Here is a 20,816-nt window from a genome sequence, read left to right as displayed (position 1 = left end):
CTGATAATCAGTCGATCATCAGTCTTACATCACAAGCACCCACACGAATTGCTTGATTCGACTTGTTAAAGAGCAGTTGGTTGATTCTTTCGTCTCAACCGAGGCGCGCATCTTAAAGCTTCCATTTTTTTCGTCAAGCCCAAATTAAAAATTTCTTTTTAATTCAAGCCGTTACACCGAAAATCCCGGAGCTAGCTGCAGCGAGGTGCGAAATAATACAGCAATCGAGAATGCTGTCAACACCCCTCAGTGAAAATGCTGGGGACCACCGCCTCCTAGAACCAAACCTGCACATCGGCGCCAGCCAGGCTGTGAACAAGCCAGGAAGCAATGGCGACAAACCGTACTTCATGCCTAGTCAGCTAGCTGACTAGGCGGCCCATCGAGGCATGCTGGTCGTTACTCGTGAATGTCCGCTTCTGATAAGCGCCATAGCCGTGCTGCCAACAGTCAATTAGCAGCGATAGGGGCTGCTTCGGTATTTGGCGCAGTGCTGTTGGTTGCCACTGGCGTGTTGTTGTCATTCGCAGCCAATGGATTGCCCCATCGCTTCAGATATTGCTGGCCAAAATGACGTGATGCGTAATCGGTAAGATGGCCTACGTCGCGGTAAACCGGTACGTCATCGACGCTCGCGCTGCAGCTTCCCCCGACACATTGCACTCGTTTCGGATCTATGACCAACAGACGGGGGTGCTCCTTGGCTAACCGCCGGAACAATGCCGAAAGCCATACCTCATTGGCATCGTTGGAGGGCCGGCTCATGCAAGCGTCCTCTGGAAATTTCGTACGCAACTTGTAGTGCCCATAGAAGCAGTCTTCGTAGTTCGCCGGCATGCTACTGCTGGCTTCCACCAGCACTGGGCGCGCGCCACTGCTTTCAATGAGAACCAAGGCGTCCCGTAGCGCCTTCTCCAATCTCTTTCGTCCAAGCTCGAGGCTGCGTTCATCACCCGGCGCATTGACGACATGCTCACCGACGTAGTTTCCCCAGATCTGCCCAATGATCACGTACCGATAATGGGACTGGGTGATCTGCTGGTAATAACTGGCGGTGTTGTCATGGCAGCGCTGGTAGACGTCGTTCTTGTACCGCCACCAGTCGAACAGGTAGATCCCCGGAAGGGCGAGGCAGGAAGAATTGCCCTGAGCACGGATCGATAGTCCAGCGCTCTTGCCCAACTCGTCGAAGAAACCCATGTAGTGGTTGGAGAATGAGTCACCTATCAGCAAGGCGTCGGGCTCGGCCTTTTCTAGCCCCACCAGACAGGCGCGATCCGTACCCACTCCGTCTTCTTGCAGGCAGCGCTCTCGATCAGGAAGCTCGGCTCCGCGCAGCTTGGCTTGCATGTTAATGAAAGGGGCGCCAAAGCGAGCAGGGAAACCCTCTCGTGAATTGGCGAATGAGTACAACCCGCAACTCAATACGATAGGCAACAGTACGAGAGCCATCACCGCCCGCCCCAGCGAGGGGGTTAGACGGCGACAGGGTTGTTCAATCAGGCAGTAGGACAGGTAGCTGAGCCCAAAGGCCACTACCAGGTAGAGAAGGCTGAACGCGGCCGACTGTGGCAATCCCAGATAGCGCGTAAGTGCGAAAATTGGCCAATGCCAGAGATAGAGCGAATAGGACAGTCCGCCGACGAATACAAGTGGTCGAACCGTGAGCAGGCGGGTAGCCGGGTTGCCGTTGCTCCTTCCCAGATGCAGCAGCATTGCAGTTGCCAGGCAGACAGCTACTGCATGGTATTCAGGGAAGCCCAGCAGGATCTCGTTGCGGGTTGCGCAGTAGCCGATAACTGCCAGGCTGGCGATTCCTGCGGCAGTTCCAAGTCGGCCCTGCAGATGGGACGGTTCCGCGAAACGCGCGACGCATCCTCCAATCAGAAACTCAAACGCACGCGAAACGAAGAAGTAGTAGCTCTTGTCCGGAAAGTGCCGCGACAGCCACATCGCCACACACACCGATCCGAAGGTGAGCCCCACTAGCAGCACGCCTTGATAGCGCTGAGGCAGCCAGCGCAGCATCGCCCAGAGCATGAGAGGCAAGAACAGGTACCACTGCCACTCGATTGCAAGGGACCAGGTGTGCAGGAGCATCAGATACTCGGTATCCGGACCGGCGTAGGCTGTAGTGGTCCGCTCGAAGAACTGGTTCGCGGTCATCAGGCTGAGGTATTTGACGCTTTTCAGGTAGCGCAAGTAGTCATCGGGCAAGTAGAAGATCGTTGCCAGGACCAAGCTGAATAGCACGACTGCGAGAATCGCCGGCTGCAAGCGCAGGAGGCGACGCACGTAGAAGGCGCTGAATGAGAATGTCCCTGCGGCGTGCTGCCCAGTGATGATCGAGGTGATCAAATAGCCGGAAATAACGAAGAAGATATCGACCCCGATGAAACCAGAAGAAATCTGAGTGAAACCGGCGTGGAACGTGAGGACTAGCAGTACTGCGATAGCACGCAAACCATCAATGTCAGGCCTGTACTTCATGGACGAACCGAGCGCTCCGTGCAAAAGGCGCGGATTCTACATAGCGGCCATAAGCCATCAAAGCGCTATCAACACCAATTGCATGGAGAAATTGTGGGGATGCTCCGAAACCTCCTCATAGAGACTTCTTGAAGCTGACTGCCGTGATGCTGGCCGACGCCAAGCGCGCTATCCATTCGCAGAAGCAGTCGCCATGCGGTCTAGAGGGAATGGTTACATTTCCCTTCGCCCGCTCCAGAATCCCATGCAAAAGCCCCCGGCAGCGTTCGTTGCCGGGGGCTTTTGTTTTTCCAGGGCGCTGCCGCTGCTGGTCGGGACAATAGCCGCATCGCTACACCTCATTGCGCATACGGCGACCAGTTCCTAGTCAGGATATGCCCGAGCGCTCCAGGTGTTGCCATCCAGCGCCCCGCCTCCACTCAGGCGTGAAGTGCCTCCATCTGCCTGCGGGCGTTTGCCAATCCGGCGACGACGCCATGGGGTTTGATATCGAGCCCTTCGGCGTAGACGAACTTCACGTCGGTAATGCCCATCAGGCCCAGCACCGCCCGCAGGTATGGCGTGACTGCATCGGTGTCCTGGCCGACGTGCACCCCGCCGCGCGAGCTGAACGCAATGGCCTTCACGCCCTCGACAAGCCCCATCGGGTAGGTTTCGGTGTAGCGGAAGGTCATCCGCGACCGCGCCACCAGGTCGAACCAGTTTTTCAGCGGGGTCGGCACGTTGAGGTTGTACATGGGCGCGCCGATCAGCAGCAGGTCGCTGCCCTTGAGTTCGGCAATGAGTTGGTCGGACAGGGCCACCGCCTGCCGGATCCGTTCGCTGGATTGCTCGGCGCCTCGCAGCGCGTGGAACAGCTCACTGTCGAGAACCGGCAGGTCGAGGTTCGCGAGGTCGCGCACTTTCACTTCGTCCTGATGCCCCTTGGCCATGCGCTCCGCCAGGAAGCTGTCGATCAGGGCATTGGTTTGCGACTGGCTGCCGTTGATGCTGGATTTGAGCGCGAGAATACGGGCCATGCAGGGGCTCTCCGTTTCGATAATGGGGAATGGAAAGAATCCTAACATTCACCATTCCCTTCAATAACGGATAAAATCTACGCACAATGTAGACTTTTTATACCCACTGATATGCGCAACAACCTGAAAGGCATCGACGTATTCGTTGCTGCGGTGGAGGCGAAGAATTTCGCCCAGGCCGCCGAGAAGCTTCACATCACGCGCTCCGCGGTGGGCAAGAGCATTGCTCGCCTCGAAGAGAGGCTGGGCGTCGTATTGTTCCAGCGCACGACCCGCAGCCAGAGCCTGACGGATGAGGGCACGCTGTTCTACGAATACTGCCTGCGGGCCGTGGAGGAGATCCGGGCGGGAGAGACGCTGCTGGAAAGCGGCAAGTGGCAGATGAAGGGGCGCTTGCGGGTGTCCATGCCCGCGCTGTTCGGCCACCTGTGCCTGGCACCGATCCTGATGGAACTGGCGCTGGAGAACCCTGAGCTGAATCTGGACTTGTCGTTCAGCGACCGGGCCGTTGACCTGGTGGAGGAAGGCTTCGACCTGGCGATTCGCGTCGGCACGCTCCCCAACAGCAGTGCGCTCGTGGCGCGCCCGCTGGGTGAGCACACGATGGCATTCTGCGCATCGCCCACTTACTTGCAGCGATTCGGAGAACCCCGGACCGTCGAGGAGCTGTCGCAGCACAAGGCCCTGGCCTATGCGCGCTTCGGCCAGGTGTACCCGTGGCGAGTGCTGGTCGATGGGCAATCCGTGGAGCTTCAGCCCGAGGTTCGTCTGCTCTCCGACGACATGCAAGCGCTGATGGATGCCGCCCTCAGGGGCCTGGGGGTAGCCTGGCTACCGCACTGGCTGGCCCGTGATGCGCTGCGCGACGGCACCTTGCGAGAGCTGCTGCCTGACGCGCCGGGCGTCACCTACGCCATACATGCCGTATGGCCCTACACGCTTCACCTTCCGGTGAAGGTCCGGGTCGCCGTGGACGCCCTGTTGCAACAACTTCCCGCGCGACTGGCCGAGGTCGATGCCCGCGCCTGACGGGGGATAGCTGCCGCATCATCGCTGACTCGATCGGTCACGCAGATGGCCGCTCACGTTACCGACCCTATCCAGCAGGCTGTAGTCGCGAAACGAGAAGCGCCAGACGCCGTCGATGCGCTCGAAGGCATCGTGATAACGGCCCGTGGCAATCGGCTGGAGCGGCAGGCTATCGGTGCCCTGCAGGACGGTATAGTACGACCTTGCCGTGGCGCGGCCCGAGCCTTCATCGACTTCGATGATCGGGTTGGTGACCAGGTGCTTGGTACGGGGCGTGCCGCAGGGGTAGAGGGTTACCTGCTGGCGAAATATCCGCAGGAGTTCATCGGCTCCGACCTGCTCATCGCCGCTTTGCAGCTTGATTTGCGCGTGCCGGAACAACTCGGCCACGCCGTCCAGATTTCCACCATCCAGCAGCTCGGCATATCGATACAGCAAGTTGGCGATCTGTGTTGCGCTGCTACCCATGCATTCGCCCTCCCCCTGGGGTTGATGAGGCCAATGTAGGGGGCATGGATCATCCGTGGCTTCGTCCCGGTGGACTAAGCGCCGCCACCGGCAGAGAAAGCTCGCAGGACCGCCGGAAAGCACGCTTCTCAGTTGATCATTCCAGCCCGCGAAGTTGTCGCTTTTCATCAAGAGTCGCCTCCCGCCCTCCCCTAGATTAGGCCCCGAGCAAGCCCCTGATCGAACCCAGGGGGCAGAGTCTGGAGGAGACCAGCCATGCAATCCGTCGAGCAGATCAAACGCGGCACTTCCATTGCAGATTGGGCCCAGCAGCGCCCGGAAGAGGCCTTCACCCTGCCCTCGCGCTACTTCTTCGACGAGCAGATCTTCGCCGCCGAACGCGACCGCATCTTCATGAGCGCCTGGCACCTCGCCGGGCACCGCAACGAGTTCGCCGAACCGGGGCAGTTCGTGGTTTGCGACATTTTCGACCAGAGCGTGGTGGTCGCCTGCGGCAACGACGGCAAGATCAACGCCTTCCACAACGTCTGCCAGCATCGCGGCAATCGCCTGCTCGACGTCCGCCGTGGCAACAACACCCGCGTCCTGCGCTGCGCCTACCACTCCTGGTGCTACGAGATGGACGGCAGCCTGCGCAGCGCGCCCCGCAGCGAACGGCTGATCGCCTTCGACAAGCAGCAGTTCAACATTCCCAAAATCCGCGTCGAGGAACTCGGCGGCTTCGTCTACTTCAACTTCGACGCCGAAGCTCCCGCGCTGGCCGAGCTCTTCCCCGAGGCCGACGAGGAAATGCGCGCCGTGTTCCCCGACCTGGGCAAGATGCGCCTGATCGAGGAGCAGGACGTGATCGTTCCGGCCAACTGGAAAGTGATCATGGACAACTCCATCGAGGGCTATCACTTCAAGCTGTCCGGCCCCTGCCACATCGACCTGGCCAAGCTGATCGACTTCAAGGGCTACCGCCTGACCAAGCGCGACAACTGGTGGACCTACATCGCCCCGGCCAACCTGCAGGCCGAGGACGCCTACGGTGTGAAGCTCAGCGGCCCGCGCAACCCCGACGAGCGCTTCTTCAACATCGGCCTGTGGCCGAACAACACCTTCTACACCTTCCCGTTCTCCGAGTTCCTCGGCACCTTCATCATGATTCCGCTGGATGCCGAGCGCTCGCTGCTGCGCTTCGGCTACTACAGCCCGCACGAAGAAGTCCCGGCGGTCTCCCACGCCTGCATGAAGTGGATGAACGAGGAGCTCGGCCCGGAAGACATCGAGCTCAACATCAGCGTGCAGAAGGGCCTGCGCTCGCTCGGCTACGACCAGGGCCGCTACATGATCGATGCGGAGCGCAGCAACGAGAGCGAACACCTGGTGCACCACTTCCACAAGCTGGTGTTCGACGGCATCAGCGGTCGCTGATCTCACGACTTCAGGCCGTAGGAGAACCCTATGCTCGGGCATGAATACGACTACGTGATCATCGGCGCCGGCTCGGCCGGCTGCGTGCTGGCCAAGCGCCTGGGCGAGAACCCGGCGTTGCGCATCCTGGTGCTGGAGTCCGGCCCGGCGGACAGCAGCTGGACCATCGACATGCCCTCCGCCGTGGGCATCGTGGTGGGCGGCACGCGCTTCAACTGGAGCTACTCCAGCGAGCCGGAACCGGGCCTGGACAACCGTCGCATCGGCACGCCGCGCGGGCGCACGCTCGGCGGCTCCTCGTCGATCAACGGCATGGTCTACATCCGTGGCCATGCCCGCGACTACGACGGCTGGGCCGAGCGCGGCTGCGAAGGCTGGAGCTATCGCGAGGTGCTGCCCTATTTCATCCGCGCGCAGAACCATCGGAACGGCGCCGACGCCTACCGGGGCGCCGCCGGGCTGCTCCACGTCACGCCCGGCGACACCTCGCCGCCGCTGTGCCGGGCCTTCGTCGAGGCCGGCCAACAGGCCGGCTACGGCTTCAGCCCCGACCTCAACGGTTATCGCCAGGAAGGCTTCGGCCCGGTCGACCGCACCACCCGCGACGGCAAGCGCTGGAGCACCGCACGCGGCTACCTCGCAGAGGCGCTGAAGGGCGGCAACGTCACCGTGGCGACCTCGGCGTTGAGCCGGCGCATCCTCTTCGATGGCAACCAGGCCTATGGCGTCGAGTTCGAAATGGACGGCGAGCGGCATCAGGTGCGTGTGCGCCACGAAGTGCTGCTCAGCGCCGGCGCCATCAACTCGCCGCAACTCTTGATGCTCTCCGGCGTCGGACCGGCGCAGGAGCTGGAGCGCCTGGGCATCCCCGTGGTGCACGACCTGCCGGGCGTCGGCCAACGCCTCAACGACCACCCGGACAGCGTGGTGCAGTACCGCTGCAAGCGTCCGGTCTCCATCTATCCCTGGACCCGCGCCCCCGGCAAATGGCTGATCGGCGCCCGCTGGTTCGCCAGCCACGACGGCCTCGCGGCGAGCAATCACTTCGAGGCCGGCGCGTTCATCCGTTCGCGGGCCGGGGTCGAATTTCCCGACCTGCAACTGACCTTCATGCCCCTGGCAGTGCAGCCGGGCAGCGTCGACCTGGTGCCGGAGCACGCCTTCCAGGTGCATATCGACCTGATGCGCCCGACCAGCCTGGGCAGCGTCAGCCTTGCCAGCGCCGATCCCCATCAGGCGCCACGAATCCAGTTCAACTACCTCACCACCGAGCGCGACCGCGCCGACATGCGCGCCGGCGCCCGGCTGGTGCGCGAGATCCTCGCCCAACCGGCGATGCGCGCCTATGCCGGCGACGAACTGGTGCCCGGCGCCGATCAGCTCAGCGACGCCCAGCTCGACGCCTGGGCCCGGCGCGTCACCGAGACGGGCTACCACGCCAGCGGCACCTGCAAGATGGGCCTGGCCTGCGACCCCGAGGCGGTGGTCGACCCGCAGCTGCGCGTGCACGGCCTGCGCGGCCTGCGCGTGGTCGATGCGTCGATCATGCCGGAGATCGTCAGCGGCAATACCAACGCACCCACCGTGATGATCGCCGAGAAGGCCAGCGACCTGATCCGTGGCCACGGCCCACTGCCGGCCAACGATGCGCCGGTATGGATTCACCCGCGCTGGCGCGAATGCCAGCGCTGACACGCACTTGCCAAAGCCGGCCCGCTCCGCTTGCATAGGCGCAGCGGGCCTATCCATCGAACGAGACGCCGGCCGATGCAGCCGGCGTCCACTTCCGTGCCAGGTATCACCATGAAGCGAACCGAACCCCTCAGCCTGGATTGGCAGGCCCCCAGCCGGCCTCCGCTGCGCATCGGCATCCTGCTGCTGCCTTCATTCTCCAACTTCGGCCTGGCGGCGCTGATCGAGCCGCTGTCCATTGCCAACTGGCTGGCCCAGCGCAGCCTGTTCCAGTGGACCCTGCTGTCGGTGGACGGCCAGCCGGTGCCCGCCAGCAACGGCCTGCTGGCCAGCCCCCAGGCAAGCATTGGCGACCCCGGCGAGTTCGATACCTGCGTGGTGATCGCCAGCTTCGACGTGCACCGCCATGCGCGCAATCCCGCGCTCAAGGCCTGGATCAAGCGCCAGGCGGCCTTCGGTGCGGTACTGGTGGGCATAGAGACCGGCACCGAACTGCTCGCCGCCGCCGGTGTGCTAGACGGCCACCCCGCCGCGGTGCACTGGGACAACCTGCAAGGCTTCCAGGAGAGCTACCCGAAGGTGCAGGCCTGCGCGCAGCTCTACTACCTGGGCCGCACGCGCCTGACCTGCGCGGGCGCCACCGCCGTGCTGGACATGCTCCTCAGCTGGCTGGACAGCCTGGCCGGCGGCAACCTGGCGCGCGAAGTAGCCATGCACATGCTCATCGAACAGGTACGCGAGCCGCAGGTGCAGCAGGCCGAAGGCTATCGCCGCAGCCTGCACGCCCAGGCCGGCAAGATGAGCCGCGCCATCGAGCTGATGGAGCAGCACCTGGAGGAACCCTTGAGCTGCGAGGTCATCGCCGAGCGGGTCTCGCTGTCACGCCGGCAGCTGGAGCGACAGTTCATGCAGCACACCGGCCTGACCCCGCTCAAGTACTACCTCAGCCTGCGCCTGGCGCGCGCCCACAACCTGCTGCAGCAGACCCGCATGAGCGTTGCCCAGGTCGCCGCCAGCGCCGGATTCGGCTCGCTGGAACACTTTTCCCGCGCCTATCGCGCCAAGTTCGGCTGCCCGCCAAGCAACGACCGCTCGCAGAGCCTGAGTGCGCCGGTCATGCGCCAGCCACTGGCCCATGACCCTTCGTTGCTGCCGCACTAGCGGCGCCTCCCATTCTTGTCAGGAGCAGGCCTCTGACGACCCGTCAGGCGCGGTAATCGGGCTCTTCCTCATCGAGGATCCCCTGCAGCGCAGTGAAATGGCGGACGGCGAAGTCCGGGTAGTCCAGCCACTGGCGGCAGGTCTTGCGCGCCACCTCGTCGCTGGCGATGCGCAGCGGGCGGCCGGTGGAAAGCGCGGTGAGGTAGATCTCGCAGGCGCGCTCGAAGTAGTAGAGGTCGTCGAAGGCCTGGGCCACGCTCGGCGCGGCCACCAGCACGCCGTGGTTGCCCATCAGCAGGATCGGCTTGTCGCCGAGCTGGCGGCTGACCCGCTCGGCCTCGTCCCCCAGGCCCATGCCGTCGAAGCCTTCGTCGATGGCCACGCGCTCGAAGAAACGCATGGAGTTCTGCTCGATCGGCGGCAGGCGCGAATCGGCCAGGCAGGCCAGCGCGGTGGCGTACTTCGAATGCACATGGAGGATGCAGCGCGCATGCCGGTGACGACGGTGCAAGGCGCCGTGCAGGGCCCGGGCGGTGATGTCGGGCGCGTCCGGGCGGTCCAGCGCGGAAGGGTCGTCGGCGTCGAGCAGCAACAGGTCGCTGGCACGGACCCGCGAGAAGTGCCGGCCATAGGGGTTGATCAGGAAGCCCCGGCCATCTTCGGAAACCGCCAGGCTGAAGTGGTTGGCAATCGCCTCGTGCATCCCCAGTCGGGCGGTCCAGCGAAAGGCGCAGGCCAGCTCGGCGCGGGCCTGGGCATGATCCTGTGCGTGAGCGTCGAAAACGGCAACGGGGTCGGTGTGCATGGCAGCTCCTCGGAGGCGCGGGTACGCCTGGGTCACCTGCGAGTCTAAGGACGGCGTCGCCAGCGACTTGATGCGATGCGACCTGGCGTGCCGCAAATGGACGAGGCGCCGCCAATTTCCCAGCTCTAGAGTTGCCGCGAAGTCCAGATCGTGCGGACGCCAACCACCAGCCCCTGAATTCACACCACAGTGATCGGAGCCCGAGTCATGCCTGAAAACCACTGGATCGACCGTCTGGAAATCGAAGGCCTCTACGTCCGCTATTGCGACCTCGTCGACAGCAAGCGCTTCGATGAACTGGGCGACGTCTTCATGGAAGAGGCAACCGGGGACTACACCCAGGCCCTGGGCCCAGGCGTCATCAGCCCGAACCTCAAAAGCCTGATCGCCTCCATGCACCTGAACCTGGGGGAAGGCTCCAACTGCGGCGCGACGCACCACAATGTGGGCAACTTCACCATCGATATCGACGGCAACTCCGCCAGCACCAAGGTCCATTACTACGCCGTCCATCGCGGCATCAATGAATGTGCCGGGGCGCTCTATTCGATGTGGGGGCAGTACGAAGACCGGCTGGAAAAAACCGCGGTGGGCTGGCGGGTGAAGGCCAGGGTCTACAAGTGCTTCCTCTCCGAAGGACCGGCAGCTGTAGTGAGTGCGTCGGCACGCTGAACTTGCGGGCTCGACCTGAAACGCTTGCCGCAGGCATTGAGTTTCCTCCGCACATTACTGACTCCCCCAAAGCCCCCGAAAGCACCGTGCTCTTGGGGGCTTCGCGCTTTCAGCCCCCATCACTCTCAATACTCATCATGCCGCCTCCACCAAAGCCCGCTCTCGTTACGCCCCAGCGGCGCCCGGTCCAGCCAGGCGTACATGCCCCACAGGGCATCCAGCCCGCGCGCGTAGGTAGAGTAGCTGTGATAGATGACGCCGCCCTCACGGATGAAGCTGCTCAGGCCGGGTCGGTCGCGGGCGAAGGTCGGGGCGTCGGTGCCGCAGCGGGCGGCGAAGCGGGTCATGGTTTCGGGGATGCGTGAGGTGTCGAGGGCCGGCTCGCTTCGGCCGTAGTTGTAGTCGATGGCGCCGACGCGCTGCTGTTCCTGGGTGAAGGCGACGTTGAAGTCGAAGTTGAAGTCGCTGTCCTTCGAGGAGGCCCAGGGGAAGCGCCAGCCCATGCGCCGCTGGTATGCCTGCAGCTTTTCCAGCGGAGCGCGGGAGACGGCGCAGAGCGTCACGTCATGGTTGGCCAGGTGAACGACGCTGCCGTCGAAGCCGTCGGCGATGGCCGAGCAGGACGGGCAGCCGGCGGTGTAGTCCGGGCCGAACATGAAGTGGTAGACCAAGAGTTGCGAGCGCCCCTGGAACAGGTCCGCCAGGGTGGCCGGGCCGTCCGCCGTGTCGAAGCGGTAGGCCTTGTCGACCTTGACCCAGGGCAGCGCCTGGCGCCGGCGGGCAAGTTCGTCGCTCTGGCGGGTCAGGGCCTTTTCCGCTTCGAGCAGTTCCAGGCGGGCCGCCAGCCATTGTTCGCGGGTGGCGAGGGGGTGCGTGGCCATGGGGAAATCCTCCGGTCGCCGGGGGCGACAAGTCGGTCAGTGGGCGAGGGATAGGCTAGGCTCGGGGCCAGGCATGGCGGGAGTGACAAGTGTGGCGGGATTGCGATGGACTCTTCGGTAACGGCTGCGGCGCGGGCCCTGGCGGCGGGCGACCCGCTGGCGGCGCTGAACCGCATCAGCCTGCGCGATGATCCGCCGGCACTGGCGCTGCGCGGTATCGCCATGGCGCAGTTGGGCGACCTGGCCCGCGCCCGCCTGCTGTTGCGCCGGGCGGCCCGCGCCTTCGGGCCACGGGAGGCGATGTCGCGCGCCCGCTGCATCGTCGCCGAGGCGGAGGTGGCGCTCGCCAACCGCGACCTCGGCTGGCCGCCCCGCGCATTGGCCGCCGCACGGGCGACGCTTGAGGCCCATGGCGACCGGGTGAACGCCGCCCATGCCAGTTACCTGGAAATCCGCCGCCTGCTGCTGATCGGCCGTGTCGACGACGCCGAGCGGCATCTGGCGGACCTCGATCCCTCTGCCCTGCCCCCGGCCCTGGGCACGACCCACGCGCTGATCAGCGCCGGCATCGCGCTGCGCCGCCTGCAGAGTGCGGCAGCGCGGGAAGCCCTTGCCCAGGCGCTGCTCCTGGCACGGCGGGCCGGCATTCCCGCGCTGCTGGCGGAGGTCGAGCGGGCCGCGGCGCTGCTCGATGCGCCCGCCGCCCGCCTGGTCAACGGCAGCGACGAGCGACCGCTGCGGCTCGATGAAGTCGAGCGGCTGCGGGCATCCGATGCGCTGCTGGTGGATGCTTGCCGCTACGCGGTGTGCCGGGGCGAGCTGGTGATCTCGCTGGCGCGCCGCCCGATACTGTTCTGCCTGGTCCGGGTGCTCGCCGAAAGCTGGCCAGCCGATGTGCCGCGCAACACGCTGATCGCCCGCGCCTTCCGCACCCACTCGCCGGACGAGACCCACCGCGCCCGTCTGCGGGTGGAGATCGGCCGCCTGCGCAAGGCCCTCGCTGCACTGGCCGAGGTGAAGGCTACGCCACGTGGTTTCACTCTCGTGCCGCTGGCCACGCGGGAGGTCTGCGTGCTGGCCCGGCCGCTGGAGGAGCGCCACGCGGGAGTGCTGGCGTGCCTGGCCGATGGCGAGGCCTGGTCGAGCTCGGCGCTGGCCCTGGCGCTGGGCGCGAGCCAGCGCACCGTGCAGCGCGCGCTCGACGCCCTGGCGGCGGGCGGCAAGGTGCAGTCCTTCGGACAGGGCCGCGCGCGTCGCTGGACCGCGCCCACGGTGCCGGGTTTCGCGACGACCTTGTTACTCCCCACGCCCTGGTCGGGAAACTAGGCTGGAGTCTCGATCACTTCAGACGAGGACTACCCCATGAAACGTTCAACTGCCGAAATCGTCGGCGAATTCGGCCCCTTCCCTGGAGTCGACGCGGTCCACGGCGTCACCTTCGACGGCGAGCGCGTGTGGTTCGCCGTCGGTGAGCGACTGCTCGCCCTCGACCCGGACAGCGGCGAGACCGTGCGCACCCTGAACCTACCCGGGGATGCCGGCACCGCCTTCGATGGCCGGCACCTGTACCAGATCGCCGATGCGCGCATCCAGAAGATCGATCTTTCGACCGGCGAGGTGCTGGCCAGCATCCCGGCCCCCGGCAATGGCGCGGACTCGGGCCTGGCCTGGGCCGAGGGCACGCTCTGGGTCGGGCAGTACCGCGAACGGAAGATCCATCAGATCGACCCGGACAGCGGGAAGGTACTGCGCACGCTGGAGTCGAACCGCTTCGTCACCGGGGTCTCCTGGGTCGACGGCGAGCTCTGGCATGGAACCTGGGAGAACGAACACAGCGACATCCGGCGCATCGACCCCGGCACCGGCGAGGTGCTGGAGAGCCTGGAGATGCCGGCGGGCATCGGCGTCTCCGGGCTGGAGTCCGACGGTGGCGAGCGCTTCTTCTGCGGCGGTGGCGGGAGCGGCAAGTTGCGCGCCGTGCGCAGGCCCGCCCGGCGCACGGCTTAATGGAAAGATCAGTGCAGACGCAGCAGCCGATCCAGCGACCAGCCACCCGCCCCGCGCGCGATCAGCAGCAGCAACAGGCCGGCCCATGACAGGTGCGTGGGCCAGGCGTCCGGGTAGACGAAAACTTCGATCACCGTGGTCATGCCCAGCAGCGCCAGCGCCGAGAGGCGGGTGAACAGGCCGAGCACCAGCAGGATCGGGAACAGGTGCTCGGCGTAGGTCGCCAGGTGCGCCGCGAGGTAGGGCGAGATCAGCGGCAGCGCGTACTCGGTCTGGAACAGGTCGTAGGTGCTCGGGGTGATGGTCAGCAGGCCCTCGACCTTGGTCCGCCCGGACATGAAGAACACCGAGGCGATCCCCAGCCGCGCCACCAGGCACAGGAAGGACTCGCCAAGGCAACGCTGCAGGCCGTCCGCCAGCTGGTTCCAGAGCCGGCGCACGCGGGGAGACGAAGGTGACGAGGGAGAGGGATGGGCGATGTCCATGGCGGGCTCCTTCAATCAAGGCAAAGGGGGCGGAAGACGCCGGCCCGCAGCAGGCGGCCGAGCAGGTCGGTGAAGTCGAGATCGGACTGGACCTGCAGCGCCAGCGCCGAGGCCTGATCCAGGCTGTGGCCGGCGGCGCAGGCATCGAGGAAGGCGCAGCCGCCTTTCTCCAGCGGCAGCCCGACGACACCTTCGGGGCCGGCGGCCAGCAGCGCGCCCTCGCCGACCCACGGCAGTTCCTCCGGCCAGTCCAGGCCTTCGCGGCTGCAATGCCAGAGGCTGTACACCGGCTGCGTTTCGAACCAGCGCCAGCGCACCGCGCGACGGAGCCGCAGGCAGAACTCGCCAAGGTCACTGGCGGTCATGCCCAGCAGTGATGTCAGTTCCAGGCTCGGGTCGGCGGGGGCACAGAAGACGTCCAGCCAGTCGCGATCCAGCCGCGCCACGTCGGCCAGGTACGGCAGTTCACGCGCGCTTTCCAGGTCCGCGAGAAAGGCCGGGAACGCCGCGCCGTAGCGCACCATCCGCGCATCGGTCGGTGGCGAACGCCAGGCATATTCGGCCGCGGCGGCGCGCATCCACGGCGTGCCGACCAGCCGCTCGACGCTGGGGAAGTTGTCACAGAGGGCATCCACGCAACCCTTGAGCACGGTGTTGCGGTAGATGGCGAAAGCCGCCTGCGAAGTCAGCGCGTCCAACTCGGGGGCGGGACGCTGGTAGAGGGCGTCGATGAAGGCGTCCTGGAATTGGCCGAGGGTGTGTTTCATGGGCGGCCTCCTGCGAGATTCAGCGTGGCCTGGGCGATCTCGCGCTCGGCCAGCAGTTCGCCGAACGCCGGGAGGTGGTCGTCCCGCTCGATCAGCGTGGGCCGCGCCCCGACGCGCTGGACCAGGCGCTGGTAGAGCGCCCAGACGGGTTCGGCGATGGCGGCATCATGGGAGTCGATCAGCAGCTCGCCCGCTGCGTCGTGGCTGTATCCGGCGAGATGAACTTCGGCGATAGCCTCGGCAGGGACCCGGTCCAGGTAGGCAGCGGCACTGTAGTCGAGGTTGTGGGCGCTAACGTGTACGTTGTTGACGTCCAGCAGCAGCGCGCAGCCGGTGCGACGGGCCAGATCGGCGAGGAAGTCGATCTCGTCCCACTCATGACCGTCCAGGCGCAAGTAGTGGCTTGGATTTTCGACCGCGATGCGCCGGCCGAGGGCGTCCTGGGTGCGCTGGATATTGTCGGCGATGCGCACCAGCGCCTCGTCGGTGCGCGGGAAGGGCAGCAGGTCCGGGTGATACTTGCCGCGCCAGGCGGACCAGGCCAGGTGCTCGGAGACCAGCGCCGGCTCGACGAGGTCCACCAGCGCACGCAGGCGCTGCAGATGCTCCCTATCCGGCGGGGCGTCCGCCGCCAGCGACAACGACACGCCGTGCAGCGAGAGCGGGTGGCGCTCGGCCATCCGCTCCAGCCAGGCGCGGCGAGGGCCGCCGACCATGTAGTTCTCCGGATGGACCTCGAACCACAGGCCGTCGGCGGCGCACTCCCAGGCATCGACATAATGCTCGGCCTTCAGCCCCAGCCCGGCGCCCATTCGGTTGAACCCAGCCATGGTCGGTGCCTCCCTGTCAGGACTTCATCGGGGTCAGCGAGCCCATGCCGTGGGGCGTCTTGATGCTGGTGCAGGTGCCGGTCGGGACGTTCTTCCAGTGCATGCCGTCGTAGTCCTTCTTGGCGCTGCCCGCGCAAGTGGTGCCGGCGCCGGCCTTGCAGTCGTTCTTGCCGGCCATGGCCACGCCATAGCACTTCTCCATGGCCGCGCCGCTGCCGGCCGGGGTCTTCGTGTCGTCCGCCAGGGCAACGCCAGCCAGGGAGGCGAGAGCAAGGGCGGCGGTGGCGAGGGTGAGGCTTTTCATGATGTCGTCTCCACGAGGGTTGGAAGGAGTCGGCGATCTGCCGGGCTCGTGGAGTAATTCGTGGGTTGCGTGTCGGCGGTTACAGGTACCTGGAAATTTTTTTGAGATTTTTCCATCGGCCCCGCTAACGTTATGAAGTGCTGACGTTTTTCATGCCCGGGGATTGCCCGCCACTGACGGCGGGGCGATCCGGGAAAGAAAATCTCCTCATGGATGTAACCCAGGCGGCCGATGCAACGAACTACCCGAGAGGACGCATTGAGCGCACGCGAAGCGCAGTTGCAGGCCCTGCTGCTGCGCGGCATGGCAGGTGACGCGGTGGCCTATCGCGAATTCCTTGCGGCGTTGGCGATCCATATGCGCGGCTTCCTGCGGCGACGCCTGGAACGACGCCCCAGCGAGGTCGAGGACCTGCTGCAGGAAGTCCTGCTGGCGGTCCACAACGCCCGCCATACCTACCACGCCGACCAGCCGCTGACCGCCTGGGTGCAAGCCATCGCCCGCTACAAACTGGCCGACCACTTCCGCACCTTCGCCCGCCGCGATGCGTTGCATGATCCGCTGGACGAGGACGGCGACCTGTTCGCCGAGGGCGATGAGGAACCCGCGCAGGCCAGCCGCGACCTGGGCAAGCTGCTGCAGCACCTGCCCGAACGCCAGCGCCTGCCGATCGTCCACGTGAAGCTGGAGGGGCTGTCGGTGGAAGAGACCGCGCGCCTCACCGGGCTGTCCAGTTCGGCGGTCAAGGTCGGCATCCACCGTGGCCTGAAGGCGCTGGCCGGCATGATTCGAGGTAAACGTAACGATGAACACCCATGAACTGATCGACCTGCTCGCCAGCGGCGAAGGCCCCGTGGAGCGCCACGCCCTGGCGCGCCGCCTGGGCCTCGCCGTGCTCGGCGGCGCGCTCGGCGCGCTGCTGCTGACGGCGACCCTGTACGGCGTGCGCGCCGACCTCTCCGAGGTGGCGCGCACGCCGCTGTTCTGGGCCAAGGTCGCGCTGCCCGGCAGCCTGGCTCTGCTCGCCCTCTGGCTCACCCAGCGCCTGGCCCGGCCCGGCGTACGCGGTGGCGCCGCCTGGACGCTGCTCGTCCTGCCGCTGTTGCTGGTCTGGCTGGGTGCGGCCATCGCCCTTGCCGGCGTGCCACAGGAAGCCCGCGCCGACCTGATCCTCGGCCGCACCTGGCGCACCTGCGCGCTGAACATCACCCTGCTTTCGGTGCCGGCGTTCGCCGCCGTGTTCTGGGCCTTGCGTGGCCTCGCCCCTACCCGCCTGCGCCAGGCCGGCGCCGCCGGCGGCCTGCTCGCCGGCGCTACCGCCACCCTCGCCTACTGCCTGCACTGCCCGGAAATGGGCGTGCCGTTCTGGGGTGTCTGGTATCTGCTGGGGATGCTTGTACCCACGGTGCTGGGGGCGTTGCTGGGGCCTAGGTTGTTGCGGTGGTAGAGCACGCGGCCTTATGTAATGGGAGGCTTCAAAGCTTCGGCTTTTGTAAATAGACCGATCAGCATTCCTCAGTCAGATCGCAAGAGTTTGTTCGTGAGACGAGCTATGACCTCGTTGGCAATCACGACGCATCAATCTCTGTCGGTTTCCTTTCGTAGCTTCCCCAACAACCCGCCCAAACCTGGAGTAATCCGGCTGAAGGTCGGTACCTCGTCCCACGGCACCCAGAGTCGCCCCTGCCAGTCGAGGACCGCCACCCTCTTCGAGCGCCAGCCCATTGCTACCCGGCGGGGTCGTTGTGGGTCGGCACGCCCCTGGTCACGCAGCAACGGGATCACCTCATCTGCCAACCAACTCGCCACCGTGCGGTACTCCGGGTGGCCATAGCGGATCAGCGCCTTGTACAGCGCCGGTTCGTTGAGCACCTCCACCTTCTCCTCAGTGCCACGGGCGTGCAGTAGCCAGATGATCCGCACCTCATCTCCCGCCACCCGCCCCGCGAGGCTCTGCGGATGCCGCAGACCGAGTAGGCACGCAAGGTCGTGGGCGACGAACCAAGGCTGGTCATCGATCAACACACAACGCAAGCGACGGTTATGACGGGTAAAGGTGGTGGCGGTGTAGAGATCATCCATGGCAAGCCTCCGAGGGCTGGGAAGAGAGGTCCATTTCTTCGAGTCGCCAAACTCTAGGGTTAAGGCAATTTCAAACGGGCGAGCCAAGGCGCGGGGGCATGGCTTCCCGTTCAGCAGTGGTTGGGTCAGTATTTGAGGTCACTCAAAAGCGACAGAGCAATATTTGCTCAGTTGCAATATTGCCTAACCCATAAGGATTGAGCAACTATTGCTCAAAAATACTTTCCTATGACGGAAACGACTGCGGATAGAGTTCGGCTATTGATCAAGCTTCTAGGGCCCAAGAAAACCAGTCTGCATGGCGGCGACTACGACCGCTGGAGAAGCATCAGCAAAGGGGCAATCCGGGCCAGCACCGAAGAGGTCGACGTGCTGGTGAAGCTTTATCCCCAGTACGCTCTCTGGCTGGTGACTGGCACTCAAACCACCGAAATTGAGCAACTGACTCCCAATCAAGGCGATAAATAGCGCAAGTCGTCCCAAGGGTACGACCTCAATCAATGGAAGTGAGGTACGCATGAGTGCACTACTGAAACAGGCCGCAGAGCACTGGCACTTCGTCGCTCCGCTGCTCACCCCGCCAAAGACCGAGACGGACTACGACACCCTGGTCGAAGCGCTGGACGAACTGCTCGATGAAATTGGCGGCGAAGAGAACCATCCGCTCAGCTCTCTGGCCTCACAGATCGGCGACAGGATTGCGGCCTACGATGCTGAGCACTATCCATTACCGGGTATGACGGGGGATGGAGAGATTGAATGACCATTGAACTACGCGAATTCGATACCAGCGCCTATCTCGATAACGAAGAACTGATCGCTGAATATCTGGCCCAAGTACTGGCCGACGGTGATTCGGACGAATTGTTGGTGGCTATCACCAATATTGCCAAGGCGCGCAGCACGACCAAGACTGCACGCGACTGACGAAAAGAGGGGCAGATATCGCATCTGCCCCTCTTCGTTTCAGGCCCCTGCGGAGGTGCCATCTCGCTCCGTCAACAACGCCCGAATCACCTCTTCCTGCTCCCCATAGCCACCCTCCCCGATCGCCAGGTGGCGAATCCGCCCCTTGGCATCGATGAAGTAGTGCGCCGGCCAGTACTGGTTACCGAAGGCGTTCCAGATGCGGTACTGGTTATCCAACGCCACCGGGTAATGGATGTCGTGGCGTTTCACCGCGTCGCGGACATTGGCCGGGATCCGCTCGTAGGGGTATTCCGGGGTGTGCACGCCAATCACCACCAGGCCCTGGTCCGCATACTTCTTCGCCCAGGCATTCACATACGGCAGGCTGTGCTGGCAGTTGATGCAGTCGTAGGTCCAGAAGTCGATCAGCACCACCTTGCCGCGCAGGTCCTGCGCCTTCAGCTCGGGGCTGTTGATCCACTCCACCGCACCCTGGAGTTCGGGGGCGGCGCCGAGGTCCGGCAGGCGCTCGGCGCCGTGGGCGGCGTCACCGGGCATGAGCTTGCTGAGCAGCATCGGCACGCCATCGACGACCTTGCGCTCCAGGTTGTTCACCAGGGTGGACGAGCTGCCGGAAGCGAGTTGCGCGCTGGCACCGCTGGCGATGCCGACCACCGCCAGCAAGGCGAGCACACCGGTAGCACGGCGCAGACCTTCGATGACGGCCATGCGCGGGCGCAGACGCTGCATCAGGCGGCGGCCGGCGAAGAGGACGATGCCGAGCACGGTGGCGCTGCCCAGGCCATAGGCGAACAGCAGCAGGCTGGTCTGCGCGCTCGGGCCCTGGAGCATGGCGCCGGAGAGGATCAGGCCGAGGACGGGGCCGGCACAGGGCGCCCACAGCAGGCCGGCAGCAAAGCCGAGCAGCCAGGCGGAGAGCGCCGGCGGCAGGCGCCGGGCTTCTCCGTGCAGGCGGTCACCGAGCCAGGCCCAGGGTTTGCCCAACCAGTCACTGAAGCGCGGCCAGAGCAGCGCCAGGGCGGAAGCCGCGAGCAGCACCAGGGCGACGTATCGCCCCCATTCGCTGGCGGCGATCACCCAGTTGCTGGAGACCGTGGCCAGGCTCGCCAGTACGGCGAATCCGCTGGCCAGCCCGAGCAACGTGACCCACGGCGACCACGCCGGGCCTCCGGCGCGCTGCAGCAGCAGCGGAAGGATGGGAAGGATGCAGGGGCTGAGCAGCGTCAGCGCCCCGCCGAGAAAGGCGATAAGCAACATAGGCACCTCGATGGGCCACCGGCCCTTGGGCTTCGCGAGCGGGCTGAAAAGAAACGCCGCGGCCGTCCGTGGCCGGGGCCAAGGGGAAATCAGCCGCCGTCGTTGCAGTTCGTGGCGAACTTGCGGTACGCCAGGCTGTGCGCCTGGCCGTGGGAATCCAGATAGTCCATGCGGGCCTCGACGATTCCGCAGTCGAACGGCGAGCCGCTGTCTTCGTGGATGGCGATGACCTGCTTCACGTCCAGTGTCTGGCCATAGTGATACTGCTGGACCGGCGTGGAATCGGCGGCCTGGGCGCCAAGACTGGCGAAGGCGGAGGTAACTGCCAGCAGGCAGGCGCTGCCGAGATAGAGGGCTTTCATGATGAACTCCTGTCCTGTGATGGGTTTGCCGGCGGGAGGCGGTTTGCCTTGCCGTTGGTGCCCATTTCAGTGGCCGGAGGTATCGGGCTTGTGTCGCGTGCGGCGCAGGATTGCCGCGCCAGGTATCGGCGGCGGCGTGAGATACAGTGGAATACAAAG

Annotated in this window: 23 protein-coding genes and 1 pseudogene; 12 read left to right on the top strand and 12 right to left on the bottom strand. The window is 65.0% G+C overall.

The annotated features are described in order from the left end of the window. Window positions 1-450 precede the first annotated feature (450 nt). A complete protein-coding gene (locus ACNFBT_RS19690; RefSeq protein ID WP_416752183.1) occupies window positions 451-2,490 on the bottom strand; it encodes an acyltransferase family protein in 2,040 nt (679 codons plus the stop codon). A 419-nt stretch (window positions 2,491-2,909) separates the two neighbouring features. Beyond that, window positions 2,910-3,509, bottom strand: a complete 600-nt coding sequence (locus tag ACNFBT_RS19685) for an FMN-dependent NADH-azoreductase (protein WP_416752181.1) — start codon at window positions 3,507-3,509, stop codon at window positions 2,910-2,912. Window positions 3,510-3,620: 111 nt separating this feature from the next. Here ACNFBT_RS19685 and ACNFBT_RS19680 point away from each other — a divergent pair, with 111 nt between their 5' ends. Next, a complete protein-coding gene (locus ACNFBT_RS19680) occupies window positions 3,621-4,538 on the top strand; it encodes a LysR family transcriptional regulator (protein WP_416752179.1) in 918 nt (305 codons plus the stop codon). Window positions 4,539-4,556: 18 nt separating this feature from the next. Here the strand turns inward: ACNFBT_RS19680 and ACNFBT_RS19675 are convergent, their stop codons facing one another. After that, the gene (locus ACNFBT_RS19675; protein ID WP_416752177.1) at window positions 4,557-5,006 is read right to left on the bottom strand and encodes a nuclear transport factor 2 family protein; all 450 of its coding nucleotides are present in this window, start codon (window positions 5,004-5,006) and stop codon (window positions 4,557-4,559) included. 255 nt (window positions 5,007-5,261) lie between these two features. Here ACNFBT_RS19675 and ACNFBT_RS19670 point away from each other — a divergent pair, with 255 nt between their 5' ends. From ACNFBT_RS19670 to ACNFBT_RS19660, 3 genes are all read left to right on the top strand, one after another. Then, window positions 5,262-6,422, top strand: a complete 1,161-nt coding sequence (locus tag ACNFBT_RS19670) for an aromatic ring-hydroxylating oxygenase subunit alpha (RefSeq protein WP_416752175.1) — start codon at window positions 5,262-5,264, stop codon at window positions 6,420-6,422. Between the two features lie 30 nt (window positions 6,423-6,452). Then, window positions 6,453-8,114, top strand: coding sequence for a choline dehydrogenase (locus tag ACNFBT_RS19665; RefSeq protein WP_416752173.1), 1,662 nt, complete (start codon window positions 6,453-6,455; stop codon window positions 8,112-8,114). Window positions 8,115-8,225: 111 nt separating this feature from the next. After that, the gene (locus tag ACNFBT_RS19660; protein WP_416752171.1) at window positions 8,226-9,275 is read left to right on the top strand and encodes a GlxA family transcriptional regulator; all 1,050 of its coding nucleotides are present in this window, start codon (window positions 8,226-8,228) and stop codon (window positions 9,273-9,275) included. A 43-nt stretch (window positions 9,276-9,318) separates the two neighbouring features. Here the strand turns inward: ACNFBT_RS19660 and ACNFBT_RS19655 are convergent, their stop codons facing one another. Next, window positions 9,319-10,080 carry a class II aldolase and adducin N-terminal domain-containing protein gene (locus tag ACNFBT_RS19655; protein WP_416752169.1) on the bottom strand — a complete coding sequence of 254 codons (762 nt, stop codon included), beginning with the start codon at window positions 10,078-10,080 and terminating at the stop codon, window positions 9,319-9,321. Between the two features lie 207 nt (window positions 10,081-10,287). Between ACNFBT_RS19655 and ACNFBT_RS19650 the strand changes: the two genes are divergently transcribed. Next, window positions 10,288-10,752: a nuclear transport factor 2 family protein gene (locus tag ACNFBT_RS19650; RefSeq protein WP_416752167.1), complete on the top strand. Its 465-nt coding sequence runs from the start codon at window positions 10,288-10,290 to the stop codon at window positions 10,750-10,752. 125 nt (window positions 10,753-10,877) lie between these two features. On the opposite strand, the gene ACNFBT_RS19645 is transcribed toward ACNFBT_RS19650, so the two are convergent. Further along, the gene (locus ACNFBT_RS19645; protein ID WP_416752165.1) at window positions 10,878-11,633 is read right to left on the bottom strand and encodes a DUF899 domain-containing protein; all 756 of its coding nucleotides are present in this window, start codon (window positions 11,631-11,633) and stop codon (window positions 10,878-10,880) included. Window positions 11,634-11,738: 105 nt separating this feature from the next. On the opposite strand from ACNFBT_RS19645, the gene ACNFBT_RS19640 reads away from it, so the two are divergent. Continuing rightward, window positions 11,739-12,959: a helix-turn-helix domain-containing protein gene (locus ACNFBT_RS19640; RefSeq protein WP_416752163.1), complete on the top strand. Its 1,221-nt coding sequence runs from the start codon at window positions 11,739-11,741 to the stop codon at window positions 12,957-12,959. A gap of 36 nt (window positions 12,960-12,995) precedes the next feature. Then, window positions 12,996-13,640, top strand: a complete 645-nt coding sequence (locus ACNFBT_RS19635) for a DUF5074 domain-containing protein (RefSeq protein WP_416752161.1) — start codon at window positions 12,996-12,998, stop codon at window positions 13,638-13,640. An 8-nt stretch (window positions 13,641-13,648) separates the two neighbouring features. Here the strand turns inward: ACNFBT_RS19635 and ACNFBT_RS19630 are convergent, their stop codons facing one another. From ACNFBT_RS19630 to ACNFBT_RS19615, 4 genes are read right to left on the bottom strand one after another with little or no spacing between them, the layout of a single operon-like run. Continuing rightward, complete coding sequence (locus ACNFBT_RS19630; protein WP_416752159.1) at window positions 13,649-14,125, bottom strand: DoxX family protein; 477 nt, start codon at window positions 14,123-14,125, stop codon at window positions 13,649-13,651. Between the two features lie 11 nt (window positions 14,126-14,136). Next, window positions 14,137-14,892, bottom strand: a complete 756-nt coding sequence (locus ACNFBT_RS19625; RefSeq protein ID WP_416752157.1) for a putative DNA-binding domain-containing protein — start codon at window positions 14,890-14,892, stop codon at window positions 14,137-14,139. Beyond that, on the bottom strand, window positions 14,889-15,704 hold the full coding sequence (locus ACNFBT_RS19620; protein ID WP_416752201.1) for a DUF692 domain-containing protein: 816 nt from the start codon (window positions 15,702-15,704) through the stop codon (window positions 14,889-14,891). The genes ACNFBT_RS19625 and ACNFBT_RS19620 overlap by 4 nt, the downstream gene beginning before the upstream one ends. A gap of 34 nt (window positions 15,705-15,738) precedes the next feature. Next, on the bottom strand, window positions 15,739-16,026 hold the full coding sequence (locus ACNFBT_RS19615) for a DUF2282 domain-containing protein (protein ID WP_416752155.1): 288 nt from the start codon (window positions 16,024-16,026) through the stop codon (window positions 15,739-15,741). 231 nt (window positions 16,027-16,257) lie between these two features. On the opposite strand from ACNFBT_RS19615, the gene ACNFBT_RS19610 reads away from it, so the two are divergent. After that, window positions 16,258-16,845, top strand: a complete 588-nt coding sequence (locus ACNFBT_RS19610) for a sigma-70 family RNA polymerase sigma factor (RefSeq protein WP_416752153.1) — start codon at window positions 16,258-16,260, stop codon at window positions 16,843-16,845. Further along, window positions 16,832-17,473 (top strand): DUF1109 domain-containing protein, encoded by a 642-nt coding sequence (locus ACNFBT_RS19605; RefSeq protein ID WP_416752150.1) that lies wholly within the window; start codon window positions 16,832-16,834, stop codon window positions 17,471-17,473. The genes ACNFBT_RS19610 and ACNFBT_RS19605 overlap by 14 nt, the downstream gene beginning before the upstream one ends. Before the next feature lie 131 nt (window positions 17,474-17,604). Here ACNFBT_RS19605 and ACNFBT_RS19600 read toward each other — a convergent pair whose 3' ends face one another. Next, window positions 17,605-18,108: a Bro-N domain-containing protein gene (locus ACNFBT_RS19600; RefSeq protein ID WP_416752148.1), complete on the bottom strand. Its 504-nt coding sequence runs from the start codon at window positions 18,106-18,108 to the stop codon at window positions 17,605-17,607. Window positions 18,109-18,369: 261 nt separating this feature from the next. On the opposite strand from ACNFBT_RS19600, the gene ACNFBT_RS19595 reads away from it, so the two are divergent. From ACNFBT_RS19595 to ACNFBT_RS19585, 3 genes and pseudogenes are all read left to right on the top strand, one after another. Then, window positions 18,370-18,576 carry a DNA-binding protein gene (locus ACNFBT_RS19595; RefSeq protein ID WP_243434487.1) on the top strand — a complete coding sequence of 69 codons (207 nt, stop codon included), beginning with the start codon at window positions 18,370-18,372 and terminating at the stop codon, window positions 18,574-18,576. Window positions 18,577-18,625: 49 nt separating this feature from the next. Further along, window positions 18,626-18,853, top strand: a pseudogene (locus ACNFBT_RS19590) (transcriptional regulator); the annotation flags it as partial. Between the two features lie 14 nt (window positions 18,854-18,867). Further along, a complete protein-coding gene (locus tag ACNFBT_RS19585; protein ID WP_416752146.1) occupies window positions 18,868-19,035 on the top strand; it encodes a DNA-binding protein in 168 nt (55 codons plus the stop codon). Window positions 19,036-19,074: 39 nt separating this feature from the next. On the opposite strand, the gene ACNFBT_RS19580 is transcribed toward ACNFBT_RS19585, so the two are convergent. Further along, window positions 19,075-20,295, bottom strand: a complete 1,221-nt coding sequence (locus ACNFBT_RS19580) for a cytochrome c biogenesis protein DipZ (RefSeq protein ID WP_416752144.1) — start codon at window positions 20,293-20,295, stop codon at window positions 19,075-19,077. An 89-nt stretch (window positions 20,296-20,384) separates the two neighbouring features. Then, on the bottom strand, window positions 20,385-20,657 hold the full coding sequence (locus tag ACNFBT_RS19575; protein WP_416752142.1) for a DUF2790 domain-containing protein: 273 nt from the start codon (window positions 20,655-20,657) through the stop codon (window positions 20,385-20,387). Window positions 20,658-20,816 lie beyond the last annotated feature (159 nt).

The sequence above is a fragment of the Pseudomonas sp. NY15181 genome, assembly GCF_048068055.1.
Classification (GTDB): Bacteria; Pseudomonadota; Gammaproteobacteria; order Pseudomonadales; family Pseudomonadaceae; genus Pseudomonas.
Note: the sequence above shows the minus strand (reverse complement) of the source record. Positions and strands in the feature narration are given on the sequence as shown.

What these genes read in the sequence shown, in the direction of transcription:
- ACNFBT_RS19690 (WP_416752183.1), bottom strand. Translation starts at nt 2,490, where the DNA reads ATGAAGTACAGGCCTGACATTGATGGTTTGCGTGCTATCGCAGTACTG.
- ACNFBT_RS19685 (WP_416752181.1), bottom strand. Translation starts at nt 3,509, where the DNA reads ATGGCCCGTATTCTCGCGCTCAAATCCAGCATCAACGGCAGCCAGTCG.
- ACNFBT_RS19680 (WP_416752179.1), top strand. Translation starts at nt 3,621, where the DNA reads ATGCGCAACAACCTGAAAGGCATCGACGTATTCGTTGCTGCGGTGGAG.
- ACNFBT_RS19675 (WP_416752177.1), bottom strand. Translation starts at nt 5,006, where the DNA reads ATGGGTAGCAGCGCAACACAGATCGCCAACTTGCTGTATCGATATGCC.
- ACNFBT_RS19670 (WP_416752175.1), top strand. Translation starts at nt 5,262, where the DNA reads ATGCAATCCGTCGAGCAGATCAAACGCGGCACTTCCATTGCAGATTGG.
- ACNFBT_RS19665 (WP_416752173.1), top strand. Translation starts at nt 6,453, where the DNA reads ATGCTCGGGCATGAATACGACTACGTGATCATCGGCGCCGGCTCGGCC.
- ACNFBT_RS19660 (WP_416752171.1), top strand. Translation starts at nt 8,226, where the DNA reads ATGAAGCGAACCGAACCCCTCAGCCTGGATTGGCAGGCCCCCAGCCGG.
- ACNFBT_RS19655 (WP_416752169.1), bottom strand. Translation starts at nt 10,080, where the DNA reads ATGCACACCGACCCCGTTGCCGTTTTCGACGCTCACGCACAGGATCAT.
- ACNFBT_RS19650 (WP_416752167.1), top strand. Translation starts at nt 10,288, where the DNA reads ATGCCTGAAAACCACTGGATCGACCGTCTGGAAATCGAAGGCCTCTAC.
- ACNFBT_RS19645 (WP_416752165.1), bottom strand. Translation starts at nt 11,633, where the DNA reads ATGGCCACGCACCCCCTCGCCACCCGCGAACAATGGCTGGCGGCCCGC.
- ACNFBT_RS19640 (WP_416752163.1), top strand. Translation starts at nt 11,739, where the DNA reads ATGGACTCTTCGGTAACGGCTGCGGCGCGGGCCCTGGCGGCGGGCGAC.
- ACNFBT_RS19635 (WP_416752161.1), top strand. Translation starts at nt 12,996, where the DNA reads ATGAAACGTTCAACTGCCGAAATCGTCGGCGAATTCGGCCCCTTCCCT.
- ACNFBT_RS19630 (WP_416752159.1), bottom strand. Translation starts at nt 14,125, where the DNA reads ATGGACATCGCCCATCCCTCTCCCTCGTCACCTTCGTCTCCCCGCGTG.
- ACNFBT_RS19625 (WP_416752157.1), bottom strand. Translation starts at nt 14,892, where the DNA reads ATGAAACACACCCTCGGCCAATTCCAGGACGCCTTCATCGACGCCCTC.
- ACNFBT_RS19620 (WP_416752201.1), bottom strand. Translation starts at nt 15,704, where the DNA reads ATGGGCGCCGGGCTGGGGCTGAAGGCCGAGCATTATGTCGATGCCTGG.
- ACNFBT_RS19615 (WP_416752155.1), bottom strand. Translation starts at nt 16,026, where the DNA reads ATGAAAAGCCTCACCCTCGCCACCGCCGCCCTTGCTCTCGCCTCCCTG.
- ACNFBT_RS19610 (WP_416752153.1), top strand. Translation starts at nt 16,258, where the DNA reads ATGCAACGAACTACCCGAGAGGACGCATTGAGCGCACGCGAAGCGCAG.
- ACNFBT_RS19605 (WP_416752150.1), top strand. Translation starts at nt 16,832, where the DNA reads ATGAACACCCATGAACTGATCGACCTGCTCGCCAGCGGCGAAGGCCCC.
- ACNFBT_RS19600 (WP_416752148.1), bottom strand. Translation starts at nt 18,108, where the DNA reads ATGGATGATCTCTACACCGCCACCACCTTTACCCGTCATAACCGTCGC.
- ACNFBT_RS19585 (WP_416752146.1), top strand. Translation starts at nt 18,868, where the DNA reads ATGACCATTGAACTACGCGAATTCGATACCAGCGCCTATCTCGATAAC.
- ACNFBT_RS19580 (WP_416752144.1), bottom strand. Translation starts at nt 20,295, where the DNA reads ATGTTGCTTATCGCCTTTCTCGGCGGGGCGCTGACGCTGCTCAGCCCC.
- ACNFBT_RS19575 (WP_416752142.1), bottom strand. Translation starts at nt 20,657, where the DNA reads ATGAAAGCCCTCTATCTCGGCAGCGCCTGCCTGCTGGCAGTTACCTCC.